The following is a 19,176-nucleotide window of genomic DNA, read 5'->3' on the forward strand; positions in this document are numbered from 1 at the left end:
CTAGATCATTATTTAATTAGTTATCATCTTTCCTCTTGTAAGATTTGCCCATCACTCATTTCTATAACTTGATCTGCAAATAGAAGCATATCTTCATCGTGTGTAACGAGTAAAGTAGTAATGTTTAATGTTTTTGTTATTTCCCGAATAATTTTCATAATATCTTTAGATCTTTTTGAGTCTAAACTTGCTGTTGGTTCATCTGCAAAGAGAACCTTAGGCTTATGGACGATTGCTCGTGCAATAGCAATACGTTGTTTTTCTCCACCTGATAAGGAAGGTGGATAGGTATTTCTCCTATGTTCCATTTCCACTAAGTTTAATAATCTGTTTACTTCCGTTTTCCTCTGTTGTTTTGTAAGTTTTGATTTTGACACTTCCAACATGAGCATTAGCTGCTCTTCTACAGTTAAAAAAGGAATAAGATGAGAAAATTGAAAGATAAATCCAAACTTGCTTGCTCTTATTTTTCTAACTTGTTCTGAACTCATATTAGCGATATTTTGCTCTTCAAACAAGATTTGGCCACTCGTAGCAGGTTGAAGTCCAGCAGCAATCGTTAACAAGGTACTTTTTCCAGAACCGGAAGCACCTCTTAACGCAGTAACTTCTCCTTCCCTAAGAGAAAGATTAATCCCTTTTAAAATTTGTTCTTTTACTTCCCCATTTATAAAGGTCTTTTTTATATTAGCTAATTTTAGTATGGACATATTACCCTTCTCCTCTTTGTATTGCTTGTAGTGGTTCTACTTTTTTGATTTGAATACCAGAGAGTGTAGCTCCAATAAACCCTATAAAGAGAAACATGATTGACAAAATCACTGTGGTTTCCATAGATAAATAATATGGCATTCCTTTTGGTGCAAAAACATTTAATAGATGGCTAATACTAATAGATATTACCAACGCAACAACAGTAATAAAGCTCATTTGTGTCCACATCATATAAAATAGGCTACTTGTTTTAACACCTATAGCTTTCAGAATTCCAAACAATCCTATTTTTTGTACATTCATCATATAGAAGAAGATAGCAAAGAGCATGCCACTGATTACCACTAAAAACCAAATAATCATATTCAAAGTTAATTGTTCTGCTTTATAACTAGAAATAGTATTGAGAAATTCTTTATTTGAGAATGATTGTAAATCATTCGTTTCATCTTGTGAAATAACCTTCTCTGGCATGTATATTAATTGCATCTCGGCTAATTTATATATCTCTTCATAGTCTTTGATATTTATAAAGGCAACTGGGGCATGACTATATTTACTTTGCTCCACAAATTCTTTTACAATAAACTCCCCACTATATTGATTATTCGTTAATTTATCTCCAACTTGTATCCCTTTTTCTTTCATAGAACTGTCTAAAATAATCTCTCCTGCACTAACATCTGGAAAAAACTTCGAATCAGTAGCTGTAACAAATGAAACACTTCGCTGTTTTCCATCCACATCGTTTAGAAATCCCATTTGAATGGATAGAGCTAGTGCATCTTTTTCTGTATTTAACAGTTTTTCCTGAGTAGTATGATTGATTTTTGAAAGGTTGTATGTTTGATTTGCATCTTTCGTCATATAAAATTCACCATTTGGTAAATGCTTTATTAATGATGCATTATCTTGAGATAACCCATTTGCTAATCCTGATATAATAAATGTTAAAAGGCTAATTAAGAGTACAATTGATCCTAAAATGTAAAACCTTGATTTATTTTTCTTTAATTCTTTCCATGCAATGTTCATTTTCTTTCCTCCCATCTCTTATTAACAACTTTATTTTAAATTCGTTCTGTGAATGAAAGATGAACGGAATGTTACAATTGGAAGGAGGACTTCTATTTTCTGTTATATTCAAACTAAAAGTGAAAAAGAGCATGTGCTACAACATATAACTAGGTTTTATAATATTTAACGGATATTCAAAAGTCGAATGCGGAAAAATATGTGATATTCTAAAATCAAATTAAAATAAAAAAACTGAACTATCTCAAGTTCTTCTTCTGTTTCACCTGAGCCAGTGTAGTGAAAAGCATCTAGAAAAATGGAATCCATTTTATCTTCATCTACAAAATAACCTAAGTTAATAGTCATCGTTTGCCCTGGCTTGATACTTCCTATGTTGTAAAAAGGATTTTCCCTTTCCGTGAGGTTCTAGATAATCAACCTCCCCGGACATAATACTGTGTTCTGAAATTCCTTCTTCACCAGCATAGTTCCATGCATCTTTCTCCGATTTAAGTACCTTCACGGTAGACGACATATAAATTTCATCTGTTGCCTCTTTACAACATTTTTTACAGTAGGCAATTTCTCGTTTTTATCGTTATGAAGAAGCTTAATCATTTCTTGAAAAAATGGTACTAGGCACCATAAATAAACAACTGTCTTTTTACGGTGCCACCGACTTTGAAATACTACTTGGAAAACATCCTACTCCCTAAATGCGTTTTTTTTATCAACTATGTTATATCCATTTGGAAAGTATAGGCATATGATATAGAGATTTTAAAGGAAAGGGGCTCCAAAAAAACAATGATGAATTTTAATCAAACAGGTATGAGATCACATCATGGCGGTGGCGGTCATGCATCAGGAGGCCATGGTGGTAACGCTAATTGGCACCAACATGGCGGCGGAAATCCAAATTGGGGACACGGTGGAAACTGGCATCATCAAGGTGGATATTATCCAGGAGGAGGATTTGCATTAGGTACTCTTACAGGATTAGCTCTTGGCGCAGCGGCAACACCAGCTCCGTACCCAGTACCTGCTCCTTACCCATATTCGTATCCTTATCCATCCCCGTATCCGTATCCATATACAACTCCTTATTATCCAGGATATTGATGGAGACAACTCGTTAAAGAATTTAAAAACACTCCATGAAAAAGCAGGTACCCAACAATATGGGTACCTGCTCCCTTTATTCAACCAAACGATCCTTTGATTTTGGTATCGACAGTCCAAATAAAGTTGGCGATAAAGTGATACAAACTCTGGTTATCTTGATGATAATACAGTTAGAAAATTTTATAAAATATTGTTGAATATCCCTTTTAAAAACAAAAGCTGCTGATTTTGAATAATCAACAGCTTTTTTCAAAAATTAAATATTATCCTTCTTTACGGTAGTGGTACGATATAATTTAGTAGGTATACAATCCACAAAAACAGTATCTAATCACTTTTATTTTTGGTAAAACCGCCGTGCTTTAGCTCGGTTACCGCAATCGGCCATTGAACACCAACGTCGGCTCCGGTTCCGACTCGTATCAAAGAATAACCATCCACAAGAGTCTCCCTCACATTGTTTGACTCGTTCCAGGTCGTTTTTAGAAACGAGTAAATCAACAGCAGATTGTAAAATTGGAGGGAGCATAGTGTCCAAGTTTTCCTCGTTATACATGAACTTCAACGTGTAATGATCCTTTTCTTGGATTACAAGCAAAGTTTGATAGAAGTGGCTTACAAAATCATTGAAACTCTTTAGGTCTAGCGGATGTGGCGATGTCCCCTTTGAAATGGACTTGAAGATTCGATACATGACCTCCCGCATTTCGATAGACTGTTTTAGAACTTCTCCAGCTTCAGACTGTTTCTCCTGCGCCTTTAAAAGAAGGGCTTTAGCTTGTTGTTCGGTCAAGACTTCAGCATGGATGCACCAGTCGACCAATTTGGCGTAACTAGTAAACCAATCCCGCCTTTTCTCCGTACTTTCTCGCCAACTAACAGTATTGATAAAATCCATACACAAACGTTCTCCGACCATCATATAAGTGTTCATTTCCGACATAATCAAAGCTCCTTTACTATAACCATCATAATGCATATTGACGGTTATAATCAACTCAGTTATAATTTAACCATCAAAAGTAGTTTTGATGGTTAAATACTAATTCAGGAGGTACTAAGATGGACAATCCGATGTTGGTAGCTGTTAGAACATTGTTGAAAGAAACATATGATGGGCCTAAAGAAAACGCAAGCTGGTACACAGAAGCGAAACCTGGTAGTGGTTTATTCGGAACACTTGAAAAGATATCGGCAGAAGATGCTTCAATAGCTATCAATGGTACAACAATCGCCGCACAAACAGATCATACCCGCTATTATTTATGGGTTGCGAATTCCTACTTAAATGGGGAAGAACCCAATAAGGACTGGGGAGCATCATGGAAAATCACAAACGTTGATAAAATCATATGGGCTCAATTTACTGACGAACTTCAACAAGAATACACAACACTGTTAAAAAAGATTGATTCACTTGACTCTTTAGATGAACAGACATCGAATGGTTTGTTGGGGGCGCTCGCTCACTCTGCCTACCATCTCGGATCAATACGACAAATGATCAAATCGATCAAAGTCCCAAACCAAACATAAGTTACTAATAAAGCTCCAAGGAATCACTCCTTGGAGCTTTCAGATTTGAGTTATTTTTCTTACAAAGAATACTGTATTAATATTGGAGAATTTTTTTGTTATTTAACTCCGAATCCTATGCAACGATCACACTCGTTAATTTAATTGCATTGTTTTACAAATTCGTGCGTTTTGCACGTGTCTACCTTGTTTTCCAAAGAGACAGAGACTGGGACATAAGTATTCCAGCCAAGGGTAAATCCGAACAATGATATGAAGATGCTAATGAAAGTTCCGTATGTTTGGTTTTTTTATTTGTTTTTTTAAAGGATGTTTCCATGAAGTTTAGTGCGATTCCCCACAGCCGGCATACACTTCGCTTTCCGTGGGGCTCGCGCTGAGCCGCTTCGGCTTCGCCTGCAGGGTTTCAGGCTGTCTCGCTAATCCCCGTGGCGTCTTCGTGTATTCCGGCTGCTCTGTTTTCCCCAATAATTATGTTTCCTCTTGTAAAAAGTATACGAAAGCTGCCGCTATTTACTAGCTAGATTAGAAATTGTTCGTCTTTACAGCGTATCTATTTAGTTATGTCTTATTCTCTTTATTTTTTTCTTAATTGCATTGCCTAATTTCTATTTCTTATCTTTTAGTTCTAAAAGTATAGGAGCTATATTTAGGAAGATAGAAACAATTGTCAAAAACCATAATGCTCTTTCCATACCAGGTACTACATCCATTAAAGCTGCCCAATCTTCCACTTCTACCCACGACGATACAAGACTGTATTCTGCACAAAGAGTTAAAGCTGTAAATGATAATCCCACCGCCATAGCAAGCTTATAATCCTTTCCTGCTTTATACATATAAAGATTAATAAAAGTTGTTACTATTGCAATAACCCCAAATATTATCCACATAACTATACCTCCATATATTTTTATTTATTTCGTATAATAAATAACACTGATTCTAACTTGCCTTTTTTCTTCCATAAGCAAAATTTTTCTATTATTACAGGAATCCTAACCTATAGCAACATAAGAAAAGTGCTTCCTCATTTAAGAAAACACCCGATAGTTTAATATGTATTTACTAATAATTGATAAAAGAAACATTTAGAAGCTCATTCAGTCTTCTTTATCTCCCAAGACATATCCCTCGCTCGCGAAGAAAAGGCACTTTTTCTTTTACTTTTTTAAAGTAACATAATTTTATCATTCCTTAAATTATCTACTATTAATATATTGTTCATCATTGTTTACTATTTAACACATGTTAATGTAGCTGATTTATTTAAAAAGAACGGTCGAAGATAAGCCACCAAATTGGAAAGTGGGATAACGTGTTCCGGTAGATTAATTCCTAACTCATGCTGTATATAATATCTTCGCTTTTCGATTCGTCCCCATAAATGTGGATATTCATTATTAATCTGGTTTCTAAGCTCCTCATCTGCCAACGCTATACACTCTTCTGCACTTACTCCCCCATAACCAGTTATAGATGGGATTATATCTATTTGAAACACCATCCCGCTTTTTAGAGTCTCTTTTGAACTTGGATAAATTGGCGAGGACATCCATTCTTCATCAGCAACAAGATGCCCAGGATTCAAATGCCAATGATACTTTTCTTTTGGATATACTTCCTCAATCATTTTGTAAAACTCGCCACCGTACATTCCAATGCGAATATTCTCTAGCCAAAAAACCACCGTCTTAAAGTAAGGAATTGCTACCTTCTCAAGATAATCACGTTGATTATCAGGCAGTTGTTCCGCACTTTCAACCACGAATCCAGCTCGACTGGATAATCCTCCTTTGTAACCGGTAGTAAGAGAAAGAGTATCTCCTAATTTTAGTTGCTTACTAGTGGGATATAAATTTGCCTTTTCAAATCTTACACCAGTTGCAGCAATTGTAACTACATTATTTGTCTGACCTTCAGCATTTAGCAAATTACCAAGATAGCTTTCTTTCACACCGATTTCAACAGCGTTCATAGCTTTAAGCATACTAGTTGAAGACAGGTTGGCTCCGTACTCATAGTGAGCAATCTCGTTCGCATTATTAATCGTTCGTGCACCCTTACCGCCACCAATAAATAAATAAGCTGCATTTACAATTTCTGCTTCGATAGTACATATGTTACGAACAGCCTCAACAATAAAATGAGGGATATCAAATATTGCTGAATTATCATATTGAGTAGAGGTAAACATTTTCCAGCCAATAAGCCCAATTTTTTTATTATTTGAAAAATCTATATCACATAAGATGGAATCCAGACTTTTCTCATTTTCCATAGGTTGATTTGGTAATGAAAATAGTGGATAGTGATAAAGTTCTCCTTGAAGGCGTGCATATTTTGACATTTTTAAGTTTTCATTGCCGAGAATAAAAGATGCTTGTCCTGTTTTCTTTAGTACGAACAGCCCTTCTTCAAATCTAGGAATAAAACCAGTTAAGTATTCAAAATTACTTCCATGTTCTTTATCAGCATAAATAACTAGAGAATCGAAATTATCTTCTTTCATTAGGTCCAGTACTTTTTTCGCTCTTTGTTCCATCGTTGCTTCAGTTAGGTATACTGGTTCAACATCGTTAAATGTATATGGTAATTGAACCTTTTTAAGTATTATTTTTTCATCGTAATTCATGGATGAGTCTCCTTTATTATTAGTCCAGCTATAAGATAGCTGCAATAGTGGTTTCTTCCTTTTTTCACCTTTCCAATTGCTAGTTTATTAATTGGAATTGGTTGTTATATAAGAGTACAGCCTTAGGTCAATTGTAAAACAAGATGGACTATATTATAAAGTGATTTTAAAATAGTGTCAGGCACCATAAAAAGACAACTGTCTTTTTACGGTACCTGACACCAATATCCGACCGTTCATTCTCATCACAATTGTTCGATCAATTTTTCTAAATCTGCCTTTAAGATTTCTTTTTTATCAGCAGGTAATTCCTTATTTTTGTCGTTATTAATCAGCTTGATCATATCACGGAGAAATTTAGCTGCTTGGTCTTCTCTCCCTTTGTCTAGATGTTGTTTCGATTGCTTCAGTTTATTGCTTAAGCTTTTATAAAGACTATGCTTTAGTTCCCCTGAGTCCTTATACTTATCCAATAATGCTTGAATAGACGTGTGATCGGCTTTGTTTGATCTAACAGAGAAATTATCAAACTTTGTATTATTATAATTGGACCTTACTCCTACTTTCCCCTGTGTAAAGGCAGTACTACTCTTGTCCGTATAATTAATTTTTGGTGTCTTCATATCATCCACAAATACTTTAATCGTTGTTCCACTCACTTCAATTTTCATATGATGCCAAGTAGATGAAGGTTCTTTGATAGAGGCACCATCAAGATACTCCCAATTATAATTTTGCTTTCCAAGGTGGACTCCTTCTTCATTTATATAAGCAACATATCCTTGCATAAAATCAGCATTATTTTGACTAAGCTCGATTCCATTTGCAGGATTGTTTACTCTAAAAATAACTCCTCCATCTCCAGCTCCTTCAGCAACTTTAACATCGGCTTCAACGATGTAGTCTTTCCACTCTTTTTCACCGATAACTGATTTTGCAAATGTGGCACTACTTGCATTGTACTCACCAATTATTTCTGGCTCTGTTCCTTCTATTTCCTCTAAGAATTCAAATTGATAAAAATCAAATTCGCCTTTTACAATTTCCACTTTAATGGTATGTTGTCCAGCTGGTAAGGAAACATCTTCTTTAATAACATTTTCCCAATTATTCCAGTCGCCAGTACTAGGGACATCAATAACCCCTGTTAAATCAAGCGAATCATCAAGCCATAATCGGATTTGACTATCTTTAAACGTTGTCGCTACTCTTATTGCTAAATCATAGGTACCGGCTTCTGCGATATCGACATTATACTTTAACCATTCTCCTGCTTGGTTCCAACCAACATTGTAACCACCTTCAGGGTTAACACGAATATCTACTGCATCTTGTCGATACTCTCCACCAATATTCTCAATTGTGTTATCGTGATACGCTACACCTTCTCCACCAGTAATATAATCTGCCGCCATTATTTTACCTGGAAGCTGCTTATACTTATCGAATTGCTGGAACATAAACTTCGAAAGATCAAAGCCACCCTCTACAGCAACCACTTTTAACGTATGTTTACCTGCTGGTAAGGGTATATCTGGTAAGGATACATTCTTCCAAGTATCCATGCTGCCTGTTTTCGGCAAATCAATTTCCCCAGTTAAATCTATCTCATCATCTAATAGAACCTTCACTTTCGCTCCATCACTTACAGATGATACGAGTAAATCAAGTCCATAGCTTCCCTCTTCTAAAATATTTACATCATACTTTAACCATTCTCCAGTTTGAATCCAGCTAACTGCATAATCCCCTTCGGATATTTTGCGAATGTCGACATCATCGTTACGGTATTCTCCCCCAGTGTTACCTTCCGTGCTATCATAATAAGCTACATTTTGGCCACCGACATTATAGTCTTCCGCTTCAATGAGCCCTGGTAATGGTTGATGAATATCAAATGATGTGAATTCCATTTTAGTAAAATCGAATTCCCCTTCTACAAATTCTAATTTCAACGTATGATTTCCCTCAGGCAAAGTAATTCCATTTTTAATTACTGGTGTCCAATTGTTCCAACCTCCAGTAGACGGGACATCAAATACGCCGGTCAAATCTATTTCATCATCTAACCAGAGGCGTGCCTTTGCAGTTGTGAAAGTTGTCGCCATATGGAGCTTAAGATTGTATTCGCCAGCTTCTTGAACATTTACATTATACTTAAGCCATTCACCAGTCTGATTCCACCCAACAGCATATCCGCCACCTTCTGGATTGGTTCGGATATCTACTGAATCTCTTCTGAATACTCCCCCAATGTTTTCGGTCGTCGTATCATGATAGGCGACCCCTTCACCACCAGTATTGTAATAAGCTGCATTTATTACTCCAGGAACCTGTTTATATTCATCAAAATCAATATTAACCTCTTCAAAAGGACCTACTTTCCATGTACCCTCCACTTCGTCCCATCCGTCTGCATCTCCATCATTAAAGTCATCAGACAAGCTGTCAACTGCTTTATACCCTTGTACTTTAAAGCTTGCAAAATCAAACGAACCTTTTTTCACTTCAATGGTAAGTGTATGCTTTCCTTTTGGTAATTTAAGCTTTTCGATAGAGAAGGTTCTCCAATCATTTGACTGCGGAATATTTACATCTCCAGTTATATCCGTCTTTCCATCTAACAAGATTCTTACCTTAGCATCTTTAGAAGATGCGCCGACTCGTAAATCCAGATTATATAAGCCTTCTTTTGCAATATTTACATTATATTTCAGCCATTCCCCTTTTTCATTGGATCCAATATAATAACTACCGTCTGATTGTTCAGCAATATCTACCTTGTCTTGGCGATAAGGATTAACCTCTTTTTTCTTTGTTTTATCATGATACCCAACACCTTCACCACCGGCATTGTAATGAACAGCCTCAATTTTCCCTGGTAAAGGCTTGTATGCATCAAAGATATTACTTCCATCTACCTTATTACTATATGCTGTATAGCCAAATGCTCCGTGTACATCTGATGTAGTGTAACCGATGCTACCAGCACCAAGATTTCGAACTTCTCGTGTTTGCTTTTGCATGCCATCGACGAAGATTCTAACCGTAGCTTCTGACTTTTCTACTCTAATTTGATGTAGGTTTTTGTAATCATACCCTTCTGGTAGATCTGCGTACTCCCAGCCTTGTTCAACACCATTAACAACAAAATTTGTTTCCAGTCGATTATGCTCTGGACTTAAGACAGCTGTCCCGTAATTTTTTTCATCTTTATAGGAGAAAACCACACCAATTCGCGGATTTTCGCTTTTCCCCTTTTCTACCATTTTCATATTGAATTCAACCGTATATTCCTTCTCTGTAGATGCCTTACTCACTTGTCTATACCATGTCTTTTTGCCCAAAGTCTTCTGTTCAAGCCAATTAGGACTGCTGTTCGTTATTCCCCATTTCCCTCCATTTACACTTTTCCAATTCTTTCCGATGTCTTTTCGATCAAATCGATCACTAAAATCCGGTAAAGCAGGATCTGATTGCTCAGAGGTTGTTGGCCCCAGCACTAGCATTTTATCCCCATTCCATGCTATTCGGTCGAAGTTTATATTACGCCCAGGGTTTGCATGACTATGATACACGATATAGTCGGAATCAAGGTCTGGTCCTCGGACAACCGTGTTATGCCCTAATCCTACATTTTCCCCTTCTGTATTTAATAAGAGAGGATTTTGCTCTTTATTTGTTGTAAAACCAACATCAGGAGAATCACTTACTCCATAGTCAATACGGTATGCTTTATTCCAAATATGGTTTCCTGTATAAGTCATATAGTATTTGCCTTGTCTTTTCAGTACTGTTGCCCCTTCAGTCCAGCCATTCATCTTAGCCCCAGTATCTGTTGCTTTTCCAAATTCAGTTGGCGATGGCATAGTGCGAGCATCTATTCTGTTTGCTCCAGTACTATAAAAATACCACTTTCCATCATCATCAATAAATACATGTCCATCAATACCCATCCCAAGGTTATCTGTTTGTTTTTTAAACGGACCTAGAGGACTTGAACTTTTATAGACATAATGCCCATTGCCACCTGGAGATGTATACATATAGAAATCGCCATTCCAGTAAACGACTTCTGGTGCATATGCAGCCTTCGTAGTAGGTTCTTCTGTAACAAGACCAGCATATGTCCAATTCACTAAATCTTCCGATGTCCAAGCTTTAACACCACTTTTATCATCTACTGTACTAACATAAAGATAATAAATACCATTGTACTTTAGAATATACGGGTCCCCTTCCCCATAATACTCCCCACTATCCCATGTCCAAGATTCTGGTAAATCCATTGGGTTACTATATGCGAATGCTGCATACGGTAAAGAAAGCCATAAACTAACACACAGTAAGACTTTTACTAACTTTTTCAGGATAATCCCCTCCTCATATTTGTCGAACAACCATCTATATAAAAAGGGTATACCAGATCAGCCATAACTTGATTTGTATACCCTGAATACCAGTATTCTAGTAAAAATCTTAGAAGAAAGAAAAACTATTAAACTCAATCTAAACATGTTGTTTCACGATTATTAAAAGCGCTTACAAATATCTTATATTATCCCACTTCGCAAACATATACTAAACTTAGTATATATTATACCTTTTATATTATTTTGATTTAAAAGTCCTACTTAATAGAAAAAAAAGGAAAGTATTATAGAGGAAAAGGCAGAACGAAGTTTATGTCAGAGCAAAAAAATAGCTACCACTAATAGGTAGCATCCTCTTTCTCATTTTATTTTTCCTTGTCTGTAGCAATCACTAAATTTACTGGTATAAAAATTCGCTTTGGATTATATTCGCCAGCTATTTGTTGCATTAATAAATTCACCGTATCCTTACTGCATTGCTGGATATCTTGTTGCACAAAGGTGATGCCTTCTATTCCAGGGGAATCAAATGTGACTAACTCTATTGGACGTAAAGACTCTTTTTGGACTTCTACAATAGCACGATGAGCATACTGTGCCAACTCCGCATTCATCGTAAACAGGCAAGCCAACTGAGGATATTCCATTAAAAATTGTTTAATCATCGCAGGCGTTTCATGAACGGATATTTTATCAAATGGTAACGTTAACCAAAGATTTTTATCGATTGTAATGTCTTTTCTTAAAAAAGCTTGTTCAAATCCTTTTGCTCGTTCTTCCGTCACCGTATTTGTTATTAATGGAGAGATAAGCGCAATCTGTTCATGCCCTTTATTCAACAGATAAGAAACAGCCTCAAACGCTCCTTGCGTATTTTCGGAACTTACACTATATGTAGAAATATTCTTCATATATCGATCAATCAATACAAGCGGAAACTTGTCTAGCGTGAGCCGAAGAACTGCTTCATTATACATTTCCTTTTCTGCAGGAAAAATAATAATCCCGTCCACACCTATAACACGAAACGTCTCAATAGCTTCTGCTTCTTTTATCTGTGATTCTCTAGAAATCTTTATTACTAAGTTATACCCTTGCTCCGTCACATATTGTTCAAGGAAATTGACAAAATCCTGTTCCACCTTCGTCTTCATCGTTGGAATAATTAAACCAATCAACCCTCTTGAAGTTTGATTCTGCCCCATTGAACCTATTAAACTACTTTCAATAACAAAAGTCCCCTTCCCCTTAATCCGCTCCACAATTCCTTTATCCGCTAAACCAGCTAATGCATTCTTGGTAGTAATCTGGCTAACATGGAATTCATCCATTAATTCTTTTTCAGAGGGAACTCTATCTCCTACTCTCCATTTCCCTTCCTTTATTCGCTCTATTATTTTGCTTTGAATTTGCTGATATAATGGTTCGTTTTTGATTGTACTCATCCTCCAGGGCTTTTTTGTGTATATCTATTGGATAATATATATTTAATATACTAAGTTTGGTGTGAAAGATAAATGAAAAGAATGAAAGAGCTTATTTTTGGGTAGCAAGTGGAGGTTTGCAAAAAAGACAGCACTAAAAGCAAAGTTTATCAGCTTTTGTATTAATAGATACAAGTAATTAGGTATAATAGGCTCCTAGTTAACTATCATGAGGAGAATTAAGAAGACATTCTCTAAGTCCCCTCATGCTACCTCTCTATGACTTTGAGACCAAATCCCCTGTTACACGTAGATATATATAAATGATATATTCATAAACAGGAGTGACGGAGAGATAGAAGAGAAAGATTGTCCTAAATGCAATAGCAATCAAATAACAAAAGGGATTATTCGGTCAGCTAACACAGTAGTCCATATGTTTTCTAACAATAATCCAAGAAGTCATTCGTCACCAATATCTTTCTACTACTGCTCGAATTGTGGATACGTATTAGGCTTATTTGTTGAAAATCCTCATATTCTTGAAGAGTAAGATATATTACAAATGGTTGAGAAGTTCCTTTATTAAGGTTACTAAAGGGAAGGTTAGTTTAATAAGAAATTTAAGGAGATTGTAGATGTGTTTTACATAACTTTAAGGTCCTTAAACTATTTAATCAATAATATTGCATAATTTAGCATAATGTTTAAAGAAATAATGACGATGAGGTGAAATATGAAAGCGGAGCTATATACATGTCCTTGTTGCGGATATAAAACTTTGACAGAACTTAACTCATGGGAGATATGTGTTGTATGTAGGTGGGAAGATGATGGATTGCAAACTCTTGAACCAGATTTTGCTGGTGGAGCAAATGAAGAATCCTTAAAAGAAGCCCAAAGGAACTTTAGAGAAATTGGCATTTGTTCAAAAAAATTGTTGGATGAGAGAAATATTTCTGCTGCATCAAGATTTGAGAGAGATAGCAGTTTTAAACCCTTAGATGATAATTAATTATGTTGGCTCTTCTCTTATTGAACAAATTGGCCAAAAGAGTTGAACCTGCTTGTTCTCATTCTCACTTTTTTCTTATCATATCACACCCACTATGAACACGATTTTTGCCATACTAATCGTATTCGGGGTGTGCAAAAAAGAGATCTCCAATTTGTGAGATCTCTTGATCCTATAGGCTTTATCCCGCCTATTTCGATACCGGTGGTCGGGGTCGAACCGACACTCCAGAAGGAACACGATTTTGAGTCGTGCGCGTCTGCCAATTCCGCCACACCGGCGCGCTTATAAGTTTTTTTGGTAATGCCGAGGACCGGAATCGAACCGGTACGGTAGTCACCTACCGCAGGATTTTAAGTCCTGTGCGTCTGCCAGTTCCGCCACCCCGGCGTAATATAATTAGGAAACTTAATAAGCATTATGGAGGCGGCAACCGGATTCGAACCGGTGGTAAAGGTTTTGCAGACCTCTGCCTTACCACTTGGCTATGCCGCCATAATATATTGGAGCGGAAGACGGGATTCGAACCCGCGACCCCCACCTTGGCAAGGTGGTGTTCTACCACTGAACTACTTCCGCAAATGGCTGGGCTAGCTGGATTCGAACCAACGAGTGACGGAGTCAAAGTCCGTTGCCTTACCGCTTGGCTATAGCCCAATACTATTTATATGCAATAAAATAAAAAAAGTGTCAAAAAAATGGGGCGAATAATGGGAATCGAACCCACGAGTGTCGGAGCCACAATCCGATGCGTTAACCACTTCGCCATATCCGCCATAATAATTATTAAAATTGGCAGGGGTAGTAGGAATCGAACCCACACCAAAGGTTTTGGAGACCTTCGTTCTACCTTTAAACTATACCCCTGTATTGAATGGTGGAGGGGGACGGATTCGAACCGCCGAACCCGAAGGAGCGGATTTACAGTCCGCCGCGTTTAGCCACTTCGCTACCCCTCCGACATAAAAGGTGGCTCAGGACGGAATCGAACCGCCGACACAAGGATTTTCAGTCCTTTGCTCTACCGACTGAGCTACTGAGCCATTACTTAATGCTATTTATTTTTAAAAAATGGCGGTCCGGACGGGACTCGAACCCGCGACCTCCTGCGTGACAGGCAGGCATTCTAACCAACTGAACTACCGGACCAGATTGCGGGGACAGGATTTGAACCTGCGACCTTCGGGTTATGAGCCCGACGAGCTACCAGACTGCTCCACCCCGCGATAATATTAATGGTGGAGGATGACGGGATCGAACCGCCGACCCTCTGCTTGTAAGGCAGATGCTCTCCCAGCTGAGCTAATCCTCCATAAATATAATATATGTATTGGTGACCCATACGGGATTCGAACCCGTGTTACCGCCGTGAAAGGGCGGTGTCTTAACCGCTTGACCAATGGGCCATATTTGAAAAGTTATAATGGCGGAGAGCAAGGGATTTGAACCCTTGAGACAGGGTTACCCGCCTACACGATTTCCAATCGTGCTCCTTCGGCCACTCGGACAGCTCTCCAATATGGCTCCGCAGGTAGGACTCGAACCTACGACCGTTCGGTTAACAGCCGAATGCTCTACCACTGAGCTACTGCGGAATAATATGGTATGCCTGGCGACGTCCTACTCTCACAGGGGGAGAACCCCCAACTACCATCGGCGCTGAGAAGCTTAACTTCCGTGTTCGGTATGGGAACGGGTGTGACCTTCTCGCTATCGCCACCAGACTTTTTCTCAAGACATATTTTATTATACATGTTTTTGAGATTTTTTCAAGTGTAATTTTTAAAAAATTATTCCCTGAAAACTAGATTATGAAGTAAAAAGAAAGAAATGAGTAATCATTTTGTCCAGCTCCAACGCCTATCGCCTATCAAACTTCCGATCATCTCCCTACGATAAGTCAACATCGATTCACTTACGTTCATCGTGTTTCCTTTATCTCAGTCGATGCTCCTCCAGTTTGTACGTCGATAAACAGGCGTTTCCGCTTTTCATTTTAGTTAAGTCCTCGATCTATTAGTATCAGTCAGCTCCACATGTCGCCACGCTTCCACCTCTGACCTATCAACCTGATCATCTTTCAGGGATCTTACTAGCTTACGCTATGGGAAATCTCATCTTGAGGGGGGCTTCATGCTTAGATGCTTTCAGCACTTATCCCTTCCGCACATAGCTACCCAGCGATGCCTTTGGCAAGACAACTGGTACACCAGCGGTGCGTCCATCCCGGTCCTCTCGTACTAAGGACAGCTCCTCTCAAATTTCCTACGCCCACGACGGATAGGGACCGAACTGTCTCACGACGTTCTGAACCCAGCTCGCGTACCGCTTTAATGGGCGAACAGCCCAACCCTTGGGACCGACTACAGCCCCAGGATGCGATGAGCCGACATCGAGGTGCCAAACCTCCCCGTCGATGTGGACTCTTGGGGGAGATAAGCCTGTTATCCCCGGGGTAGCTTTTATCCGTTGAGCGATGGCCCTTCCATGCGGAACCACCGGATCACTAAGCCCGACTTTCGTCCCTGCTCGACTTGTAGGTCTCGCAGTCAAGCTCCCTTGTGCCTTTACACTCTACGAATGATTTCCAACCATTCTGAGGGAACCTTTGGGCGCCTCCGTTACTTTTTAGGAGGCGACCGCCCCAGTCAAACTGCCCACCTGACACTGTCTCCCACCCCGATCAGGGGTGCGGGTTAGAATGTCAATACAGCCAGGGTAGTATCCCACCAATGCCTCCACCGAAGCTGGCGCTCCGGCTTCCAAGGCTCCTACCTATCCTGTACAAGCTGTACCAAAATTCAATATCAGGCTGCAGTAAAGCTCCACGGGGTCTTTCCGTCCTGTCGCGGGTAACCTGCATCTTCACAGGTACTATAATTTCACCGAGTCTCTCGTTGAGACAGTGCCCAGATCGTTACACCTTTCGTGCGGGTCGGAACTTACCCGACAAGGAATTTCGCTACCTTAGGACCGTTATAGTTACGGCCGCCGTTTACTGGGGCTTCAATTCAGAGCTTCGTCTTACGACTAACCCCTCCTCTTAACCTTCCAGCACCGGGCAGGTGTCAGCCCCTATACTTCGCCTTGCGGCTTCGCAGAGACCTGTGTTTTTGCTAAACAGTCGCCTGGGCCTATTCACTGCGGCTCTCTCGGGCTTTAACACCCAAAAGAGCACCCCTTCTCCCGAAGTTACGGGGTCATTTTGCCGAGTTCCTTAACGAGAGTTCTCTCGCTCACCTTAGGATTCTCTCCTCGCCTACCTGTGTCGGTTTGCGGTACGGGCACCATAAATCTCGCTAGAGGCTTTTCTTGGCAGTGTGGAATCAGGAACTTCGGTACTATATTTCCCTCGCCGTCACAGCTCCGCCATATGGTAATGGGATTTGCCTCATTACCGGCCTAACTGCTTGGACGTGCTAATCCAACAGCACGCTTACCCTATCCTCCTGCGTCCCCCCATTGCTCAAATGATTTAAAGGTGGTACAGGAATATCAACCTGTTGTCCATCGCCTACGCTTTTCAGCCTCGGCTTAGGTCCCGACTAACCCTGAGCGGACGAGCCTTCCTCAGGAAACCTTAGGCATTCGGTGGATGAGATTCTCACTCATCTTTCGCTACTCATACCGGCATTCTCACTTCTAAGCGCTCCACCAGTCCTTACGGTCTAGCTTCAACGCCCTTAGAACGCTCTCCTACCACTGACATCATAGATGTCAATCCACAGCTTCGGTGATACGTTTAGCCCCGGTACATTTTCGGCGCAGAGTCACTCGACCAGTGAGCTATTACGCACTCTTTAAATGGTGGCTGCTTCTAAGCCAACATCCTGGTTGTCTAAGCAACTCCACATCCTTTTCCACTTAACGTATACTTTGGGACCTTAGCTGGTGGTCTGGGCTGTTTCCCTCTTGACCACGGATCTTATCACTCGTAGTCTGACTCCCAAGAATAAGTATTTGGCATTCGGAGTTTGTCTGAATTCGGTAACCCGATGGGGGCCCCTAGTCCAAACAGTGCTCTACCTCCAATACTCTCAATCTTGAGGCTAGCCCTAAAGCTATTTCGGAGAGAACCAGCTATCTCCAAGTTCGATTGGAATTTCTCCGCTACCCACACCTCATCCCCGCACTTTTCAACGTGCGTGGGTTCGGGCCTCCATCCAGTGTTACCTGGACTTCACCCTGGACATGGGTAGATCACCTGGTTTCGGGTCTACAACCACATACTATTTCGCCCTATTCAGACTCGCTTTCGCTGCGGCTCCGTCTCTTCAACTTAACCTCGCATGTAATCGTAACTCGCCGGTTCATTCTACAAAAGGCACGCTATCACCCATAAAAGGGCTCTAACTACTTGTAGGCACACGGTTTCAGGATCTATTTCACTCCCCTTCCGGGGTGCTTTTCACCTTTCCCTCACGGTACTGGTTCACTATCGGTCACTAGGGAGTATTTAGCCTTGGGAGATGGTCCTCCCTGCTTCCGACGGGATTTCTCGTGTCCCGCCGTACTCAGGATACACTCAAGAGGGAACGAAGTTTCGACTACAGGGTTTTTACCTTCTACGACTGACCTTTCCAGATCGATTCGTCTACCCCGTTCCTTTGTAACTCCATATAGAGTGTCCTACAACCCCAAGAGGCAAGCCTCTTGGTTTGGGCTAATCCCGTTTCGCTCGCCGCTACTCAGGGAATCGCGTTTGCTTTCTCTTCCTCCGGGTACTTAGATGTTTCAGTTCCCCGGGTCTGCCTTCAGTACCCTATGTATTCAGGTAAAGATTCTATCCCATTACGGATAGAGGGTTCCCCCATTCGGAAATCTCTGGATCAAAGCTTACTTACAGCTCCCCAAAGCATATCGGTGTTAATCCCGTCCTTCATCGGCTCCTAGTGCCAAGGCATCCACCGTGCGCCCTTTCTAACTTAACTTAGTTGTCGGCTAAAGATAAACTTCACATCTCTTCGTCAGCTTCTTCACTCTGCTCCTCACGTACTGTCGTACGCTCCGGTGCTCGCTCCGTCGCTTCCTTGACCTGCTCGTTTCTCTTTACCCTCCATTCTTTGAATAGGTATTCGTTTAATACGATTACTTTTCAAAGAAATAATTCTCTAACATAGAGAATCTAAGATGGCGATTACTCGGTTTCTTTCTTGTTTTTACTATTCATAATCTAGTTTTCAAGGAACAATTTCGGCTAAAGATAAACTTCGCATCTCTTCGTCAGCTTGTTTCTCTTTACCCTCAAACTTCTTACTGTTTTGAGGAATTAATTGCTCCCTCAAAACTGAACAACAAATCGTCAACAATCTATGATGGAATGTAAATTCCATTTTC

Annotated in this window: 10 protein-coding genes, 15 tRNA genes, 2 rRNA genes and 1 pseudogene; 3 read left to right on the forward strand and 25 right to left on the reverse strand. The window is 39.7% G+C overall.

What is annotated here, in order from left to right:
- Window positions 1-23: 23 nt before the first annotated feature.
- From NST60_RS06260 to NST60_RS06270, 3 genes and pseudogenes are all read right to left on the reverse strand, one after another.
- A complete protein-coding gene (locus tag NST60_RS06260) occupies window positions 24-710 on the reverse strand; it encodes an ABC transporter ATP-binding protein (RefSeq protein WP_341098407.1) in 687 nt (228 codons plus the stop codon).
- 1 nt (window position 711) lies between these two features.
- Window positions 712-1,749: an ABC transporter permease gene (locus NST60_RS06265; RefSeq protein ID WP_341098408.1), complete on the reverse strand. Its 1,038-nt coding sequence runs from the start codon at window positions 1,747-1,749 to the stop codon at window positions 712-714.
- 165 nt (window positions 1,750-1,914) lie between these two features.
- Window positions 1,915-2,290: pseudogene (locus tag NST60_RS06270) on the reverse strand (hypothetical protein); the annotation flags it as partial.
- 248 nt (window positions 2,291-2,538) lie between these two features.
- Between NST60_RS06270 and NST60_RS06275 the strand changes: the two are divergent.
- Window positions 2,539-2,853, forward strand: coding sequence for a hypothetical protein (locus tag NST60_RS06275; RefSeq protein WP_101730479.1), 315 nt, complete (start codon window positions 2,539-2,541; stop codon window positions 2,851-2,853).
- 340 nt (window positions 2,854-3,193) lie between these two features.
- Here the strand turns inward: NST60_RS06275 and NST60_RS06280 are convergent, their stop codons facing one another.
- Window positions 3,194-3,799: a CGNR zinc finger domain-containing protein gene (locus NST60_RS06280; RefSeq protein WP_016204120.1), complete on the reverse strand. Its 606-nt coding sequence runs from the start codon at window positions 3,797-3,799 to the stop codon at window positions 3,194-3,196.
- A gap of 119 nt (window positions 3,800-3,918) precedes the next feature.
- On the opposite strand from NST60_RS06280, the gene NST60_RS06285 reads away from it, so the two are divergent.
- A complete protein-coding gene (locus NST60_RS06285; protein WP_341098409.1) occupies window positions 3,919-4,392 on the forward strand; it encodes a hypothetical protein in 474 nt (157 codons plus the stop codon).
- A gap of 608 nt (window positions 4,393-5,000) precedes the next feature.
- Here NST60_RS06285 and NST60_RS06290 read toward each other — a convergent pair.
- From NST60_RS06290 to NST60_RS06305, 4 genes are all read right to left on the reverse strand, one after another.
- Window positions 5,001-5,285, reverse strand: coding sequence for a hypothetical protein (locus NST60_RS06290; protein ID WP_169187986.1), 285 nt, complete (start codon window positions 5,283-5,285; stop codon window positions 5,001-5,003).
- 344 nt (window positions 5,286-5,629) lie between these two features.
- Window positions 5,630-7,027 carry a M24 family metallopeptidase gene (locus tag NST60_RS06295; RefSeq protein WP_341098411.1) on the reverse strand — a complete coding sequence of 466 codons (1,398 nt, stop codon included), beginning with the start codon at window positions 7,025-7,027 and terminating at the stop codon, window positions 5,630-5,632.
- A gap of 245 nt (window positions 7,028-7,272) precedes the next feature.
- Window positions 7,273-11,427: a carbohydrate-binding protein gene (locus NST60_RS06300; RefSeq protein WP_341098412.1), complete on the reverse strand. Its 4,155-nt coding sequence runs from the start codon at window positions 11,425-11,427 to the stop codon at window positions 7,273-7,275.
- Window positions 11,428-11,765: 338 nt separating this feature from the next.
- Window positions 11,766-12,845 carry a GntR family transcriptional regulator gene (locus NST60_RS06305; protein ID WP_341098413.1) on the reverse strand — a complete coding sequence of 360 codons (1,080 nt, stop codon included), beginning with the start codon at window positions 12,843-12,845 and terminating at the stop codon, window positions 11,766-11,768.
- Window positions 12,846-13,560: 715 nt separating this feature from the next.
- On the opposite strand from NST60_RS06305, the gene NST60_RS06310 reads away from it, so the two are divergent.
- Entirely contained in the window at window positions 13,561-13,839 is a 279-nt protein-coding gene (locus NST60_RS06310; RefSeq protein ID WP_016204114.1) for a CPCC family cysteine-rich protein, read from the forward strand.
- Between the two features lie 199 nt (window positions 13,840-14,038).
- Here NST60_RS06310 and NST60_RS06315 read toward each other — a convergent pair.
- From NST60_RS06315 to NST60_RS06395, 17 genes are all read right to left on the reverse strand, one after another.
- Window positions 14,039-14,120 (reverse strand) — tRNA-Leu (locus NST60_RS06315).
- A gap of 23 nt (window positions 14,121-14,143) precedes the next feature.
- A tRNA-Leu gene (locus NST60_RS06320) sits at window positions 14,144-14,229 on the reverse strand.
- Between the two features lie 31 nt (window positions 14,230-14,260).
- Window positions 14,261-14,334, reverse strand: a tRNA-Cys gene (locus tag NST60_RS06325).
- A 9-nt stretch (window positions 14,335-14,343) separates the two neighbouring features.
- Window positions 14,344-14,418: transfer RNA gene (locus NST60_RS06330), tRNA-Gly, on the reverse strand.
- A 3-nt stretch (window positions 14,419-14,421) separates the two neighbouring features.
- A tRNA-Gln gene (locus NST60_RS06335) sits at window positions 14,422-14,496 on the reverse strand.
- Window positions 14,497-14,538: 42 nt separating this feature from the next.
- Window positions 14,539-14,614, reverse strand: a tRNA-His gene (locus NST60_RS06340).
- An 18-nt stretch (window positions 14,615-14,632) separates the two neighbouring features.
- A tRNA-Trp gene (locus NST60_RS06345) sits at window positions 14,633-14,706 on the reverse strand.
- An 8-nt stretch (window positions 14,707-14,714) separates the two neighbouring features.
- Window positions 14,715-14,798: transfer RNA gene (locus NST60_RS06350), tRNA-Tyr, on the reverse strand.
- 11 nt (window positions 14,799-14,809) lie between these two features.
- Window positions 14,810-14,882, reverse strand: a tRNA-Phe gene (locus NST60_RS06355).
- A 29-nt stretch (window positions 14,883-14,911) separates the two neighbouring features.
- Window positions 14,912-14,988 (reverse strand) — tRNA-Asp (locus NST60_RS06360).
- A 3-nt stretch (window positions 14,989-14,991) separates the two neighbouring features.
- Window positions 14,992-15,065, reverse strand: a tRNA-Met gene (locus NST60_RS06365).
- 10 nt (window positions 15,066-15,075) lie between these two features.
- A tRNA-Val gene (locus NST60_RS06370) sits at window positions 15,076-15,151 on the reverse strand.
- A gap of 19 nt (window positions 15,152-15,170) precedes the next feature.
- Window positions 15,171-15,245, reverse strand: a tRNA-Glu gene (locus tag NST60_RS06375).
- Window positions 15,246-15,263: 18 nt separating this feature from the next.
- A tRNA-Ser gene (locus NST60_RS06380) sits at window positions 15,264-15,355 on the reverse strand.
- A gap of 4 nt (window positions 15,356-15,359) precedes the next feature.
- Window positions 15,360-15,434, reverse strand: a tRNA-Asn gene (locus tag NST60_RS06385).
- A gap of 12 nt (window positions 15,435-15,446) precedes the next feature.
- Window positions 15,447-15,563: ribosomal RNA gene (rrf, locus tag NST60_RS06390) — 5S ribosomal RNA — on the reverse strand.
- A gap of 272 nt (window positions 15,564-15,835) precedes the next feature.
- Window positions 15,836-18,770: ribosomal RNA gene (locus tag NST60_RS06395) — 23S ribosomal RNA — on the reverse strand.
- Window positions 18,771-19,176 lie beyond the last annotated feature (406 nt).

This window comes from Niallia sp. FSL W8-1348 (assembly GCF_038006745.1).
GTDB lineage: Bacteria > Bacillota > Bacilli > Bacillales > Cytobacillaceae > Niallia > Niallia alba.

What these genes read in the sequence shown, in the direction of transcription:
- NST60_RS06310 (WP_016204114.1), top strand. Translation starts at nt 13,561, where the DNA reads ATGAAAGCGGAGCTATATACATGTCCTTGTTGCGGATATAAAACTTTG.
- NST60_RS06285 (WP_341098409.1), top strand. Translation starts at nt 3,919, where the DNA reads ATGGACAATCCGATGTTGGTAGCTGTTAGAACATTGTTGAAAGAAACA.
- NST60_RS06290 (WP_169187986.1), bottom strand. Translation starts at nt 5,285, where the DNA reads ATGTGGATAATATTTGGGGTTATTGCAATAGTAACAACTTTTATTAAT.
- NST60_RS06265 (WP_341098408.1), bottom strand. Translation starts at nt 1,749, where the DNA reads ATGAACATTGCATGGAAAGAATTAAAGAAAAATAAATCAAGGTTTTAC.
- NST60_RS06260 (WP_341098407.1), bottom strand. Translation starts at nt 710, where the DNA reads ATGTCCATACTAAAATTAGCTAATATAAAAAAGACCTTTATAAATGGG.
- NST60_RS06295 (WP_341098411.1), bottom strand. Translation starts at nt 7,027, where the DNA reads ATGAATTACGATGAAAAAATAATACTTAAAAAGGTTCAATTACCATAT.
- NST60_RS06305 (WP_341098413.1), bottom strand. Translation starts at nt 12,845, where the DNA reads ATGAGTACAATCAAAAACGAACCATTATATCAGCAAATTCAAAGCAAA.
- NST60_RS06275 (WP_101730479.1), top strand. Translation starts at nt 2,539, where the DNA reads ATGATGAATTTTAATCAAACAGGTATGAGATCACATCATGGCGGTGGC.
- NST60_RS06280 (WP_016204120.1), bottom strand. Translation starts at nt 3,799, where the DNA reads ATGTCGGAAATGAACACTTATATGATGGTCGGAGAACGTTTGTGTATG.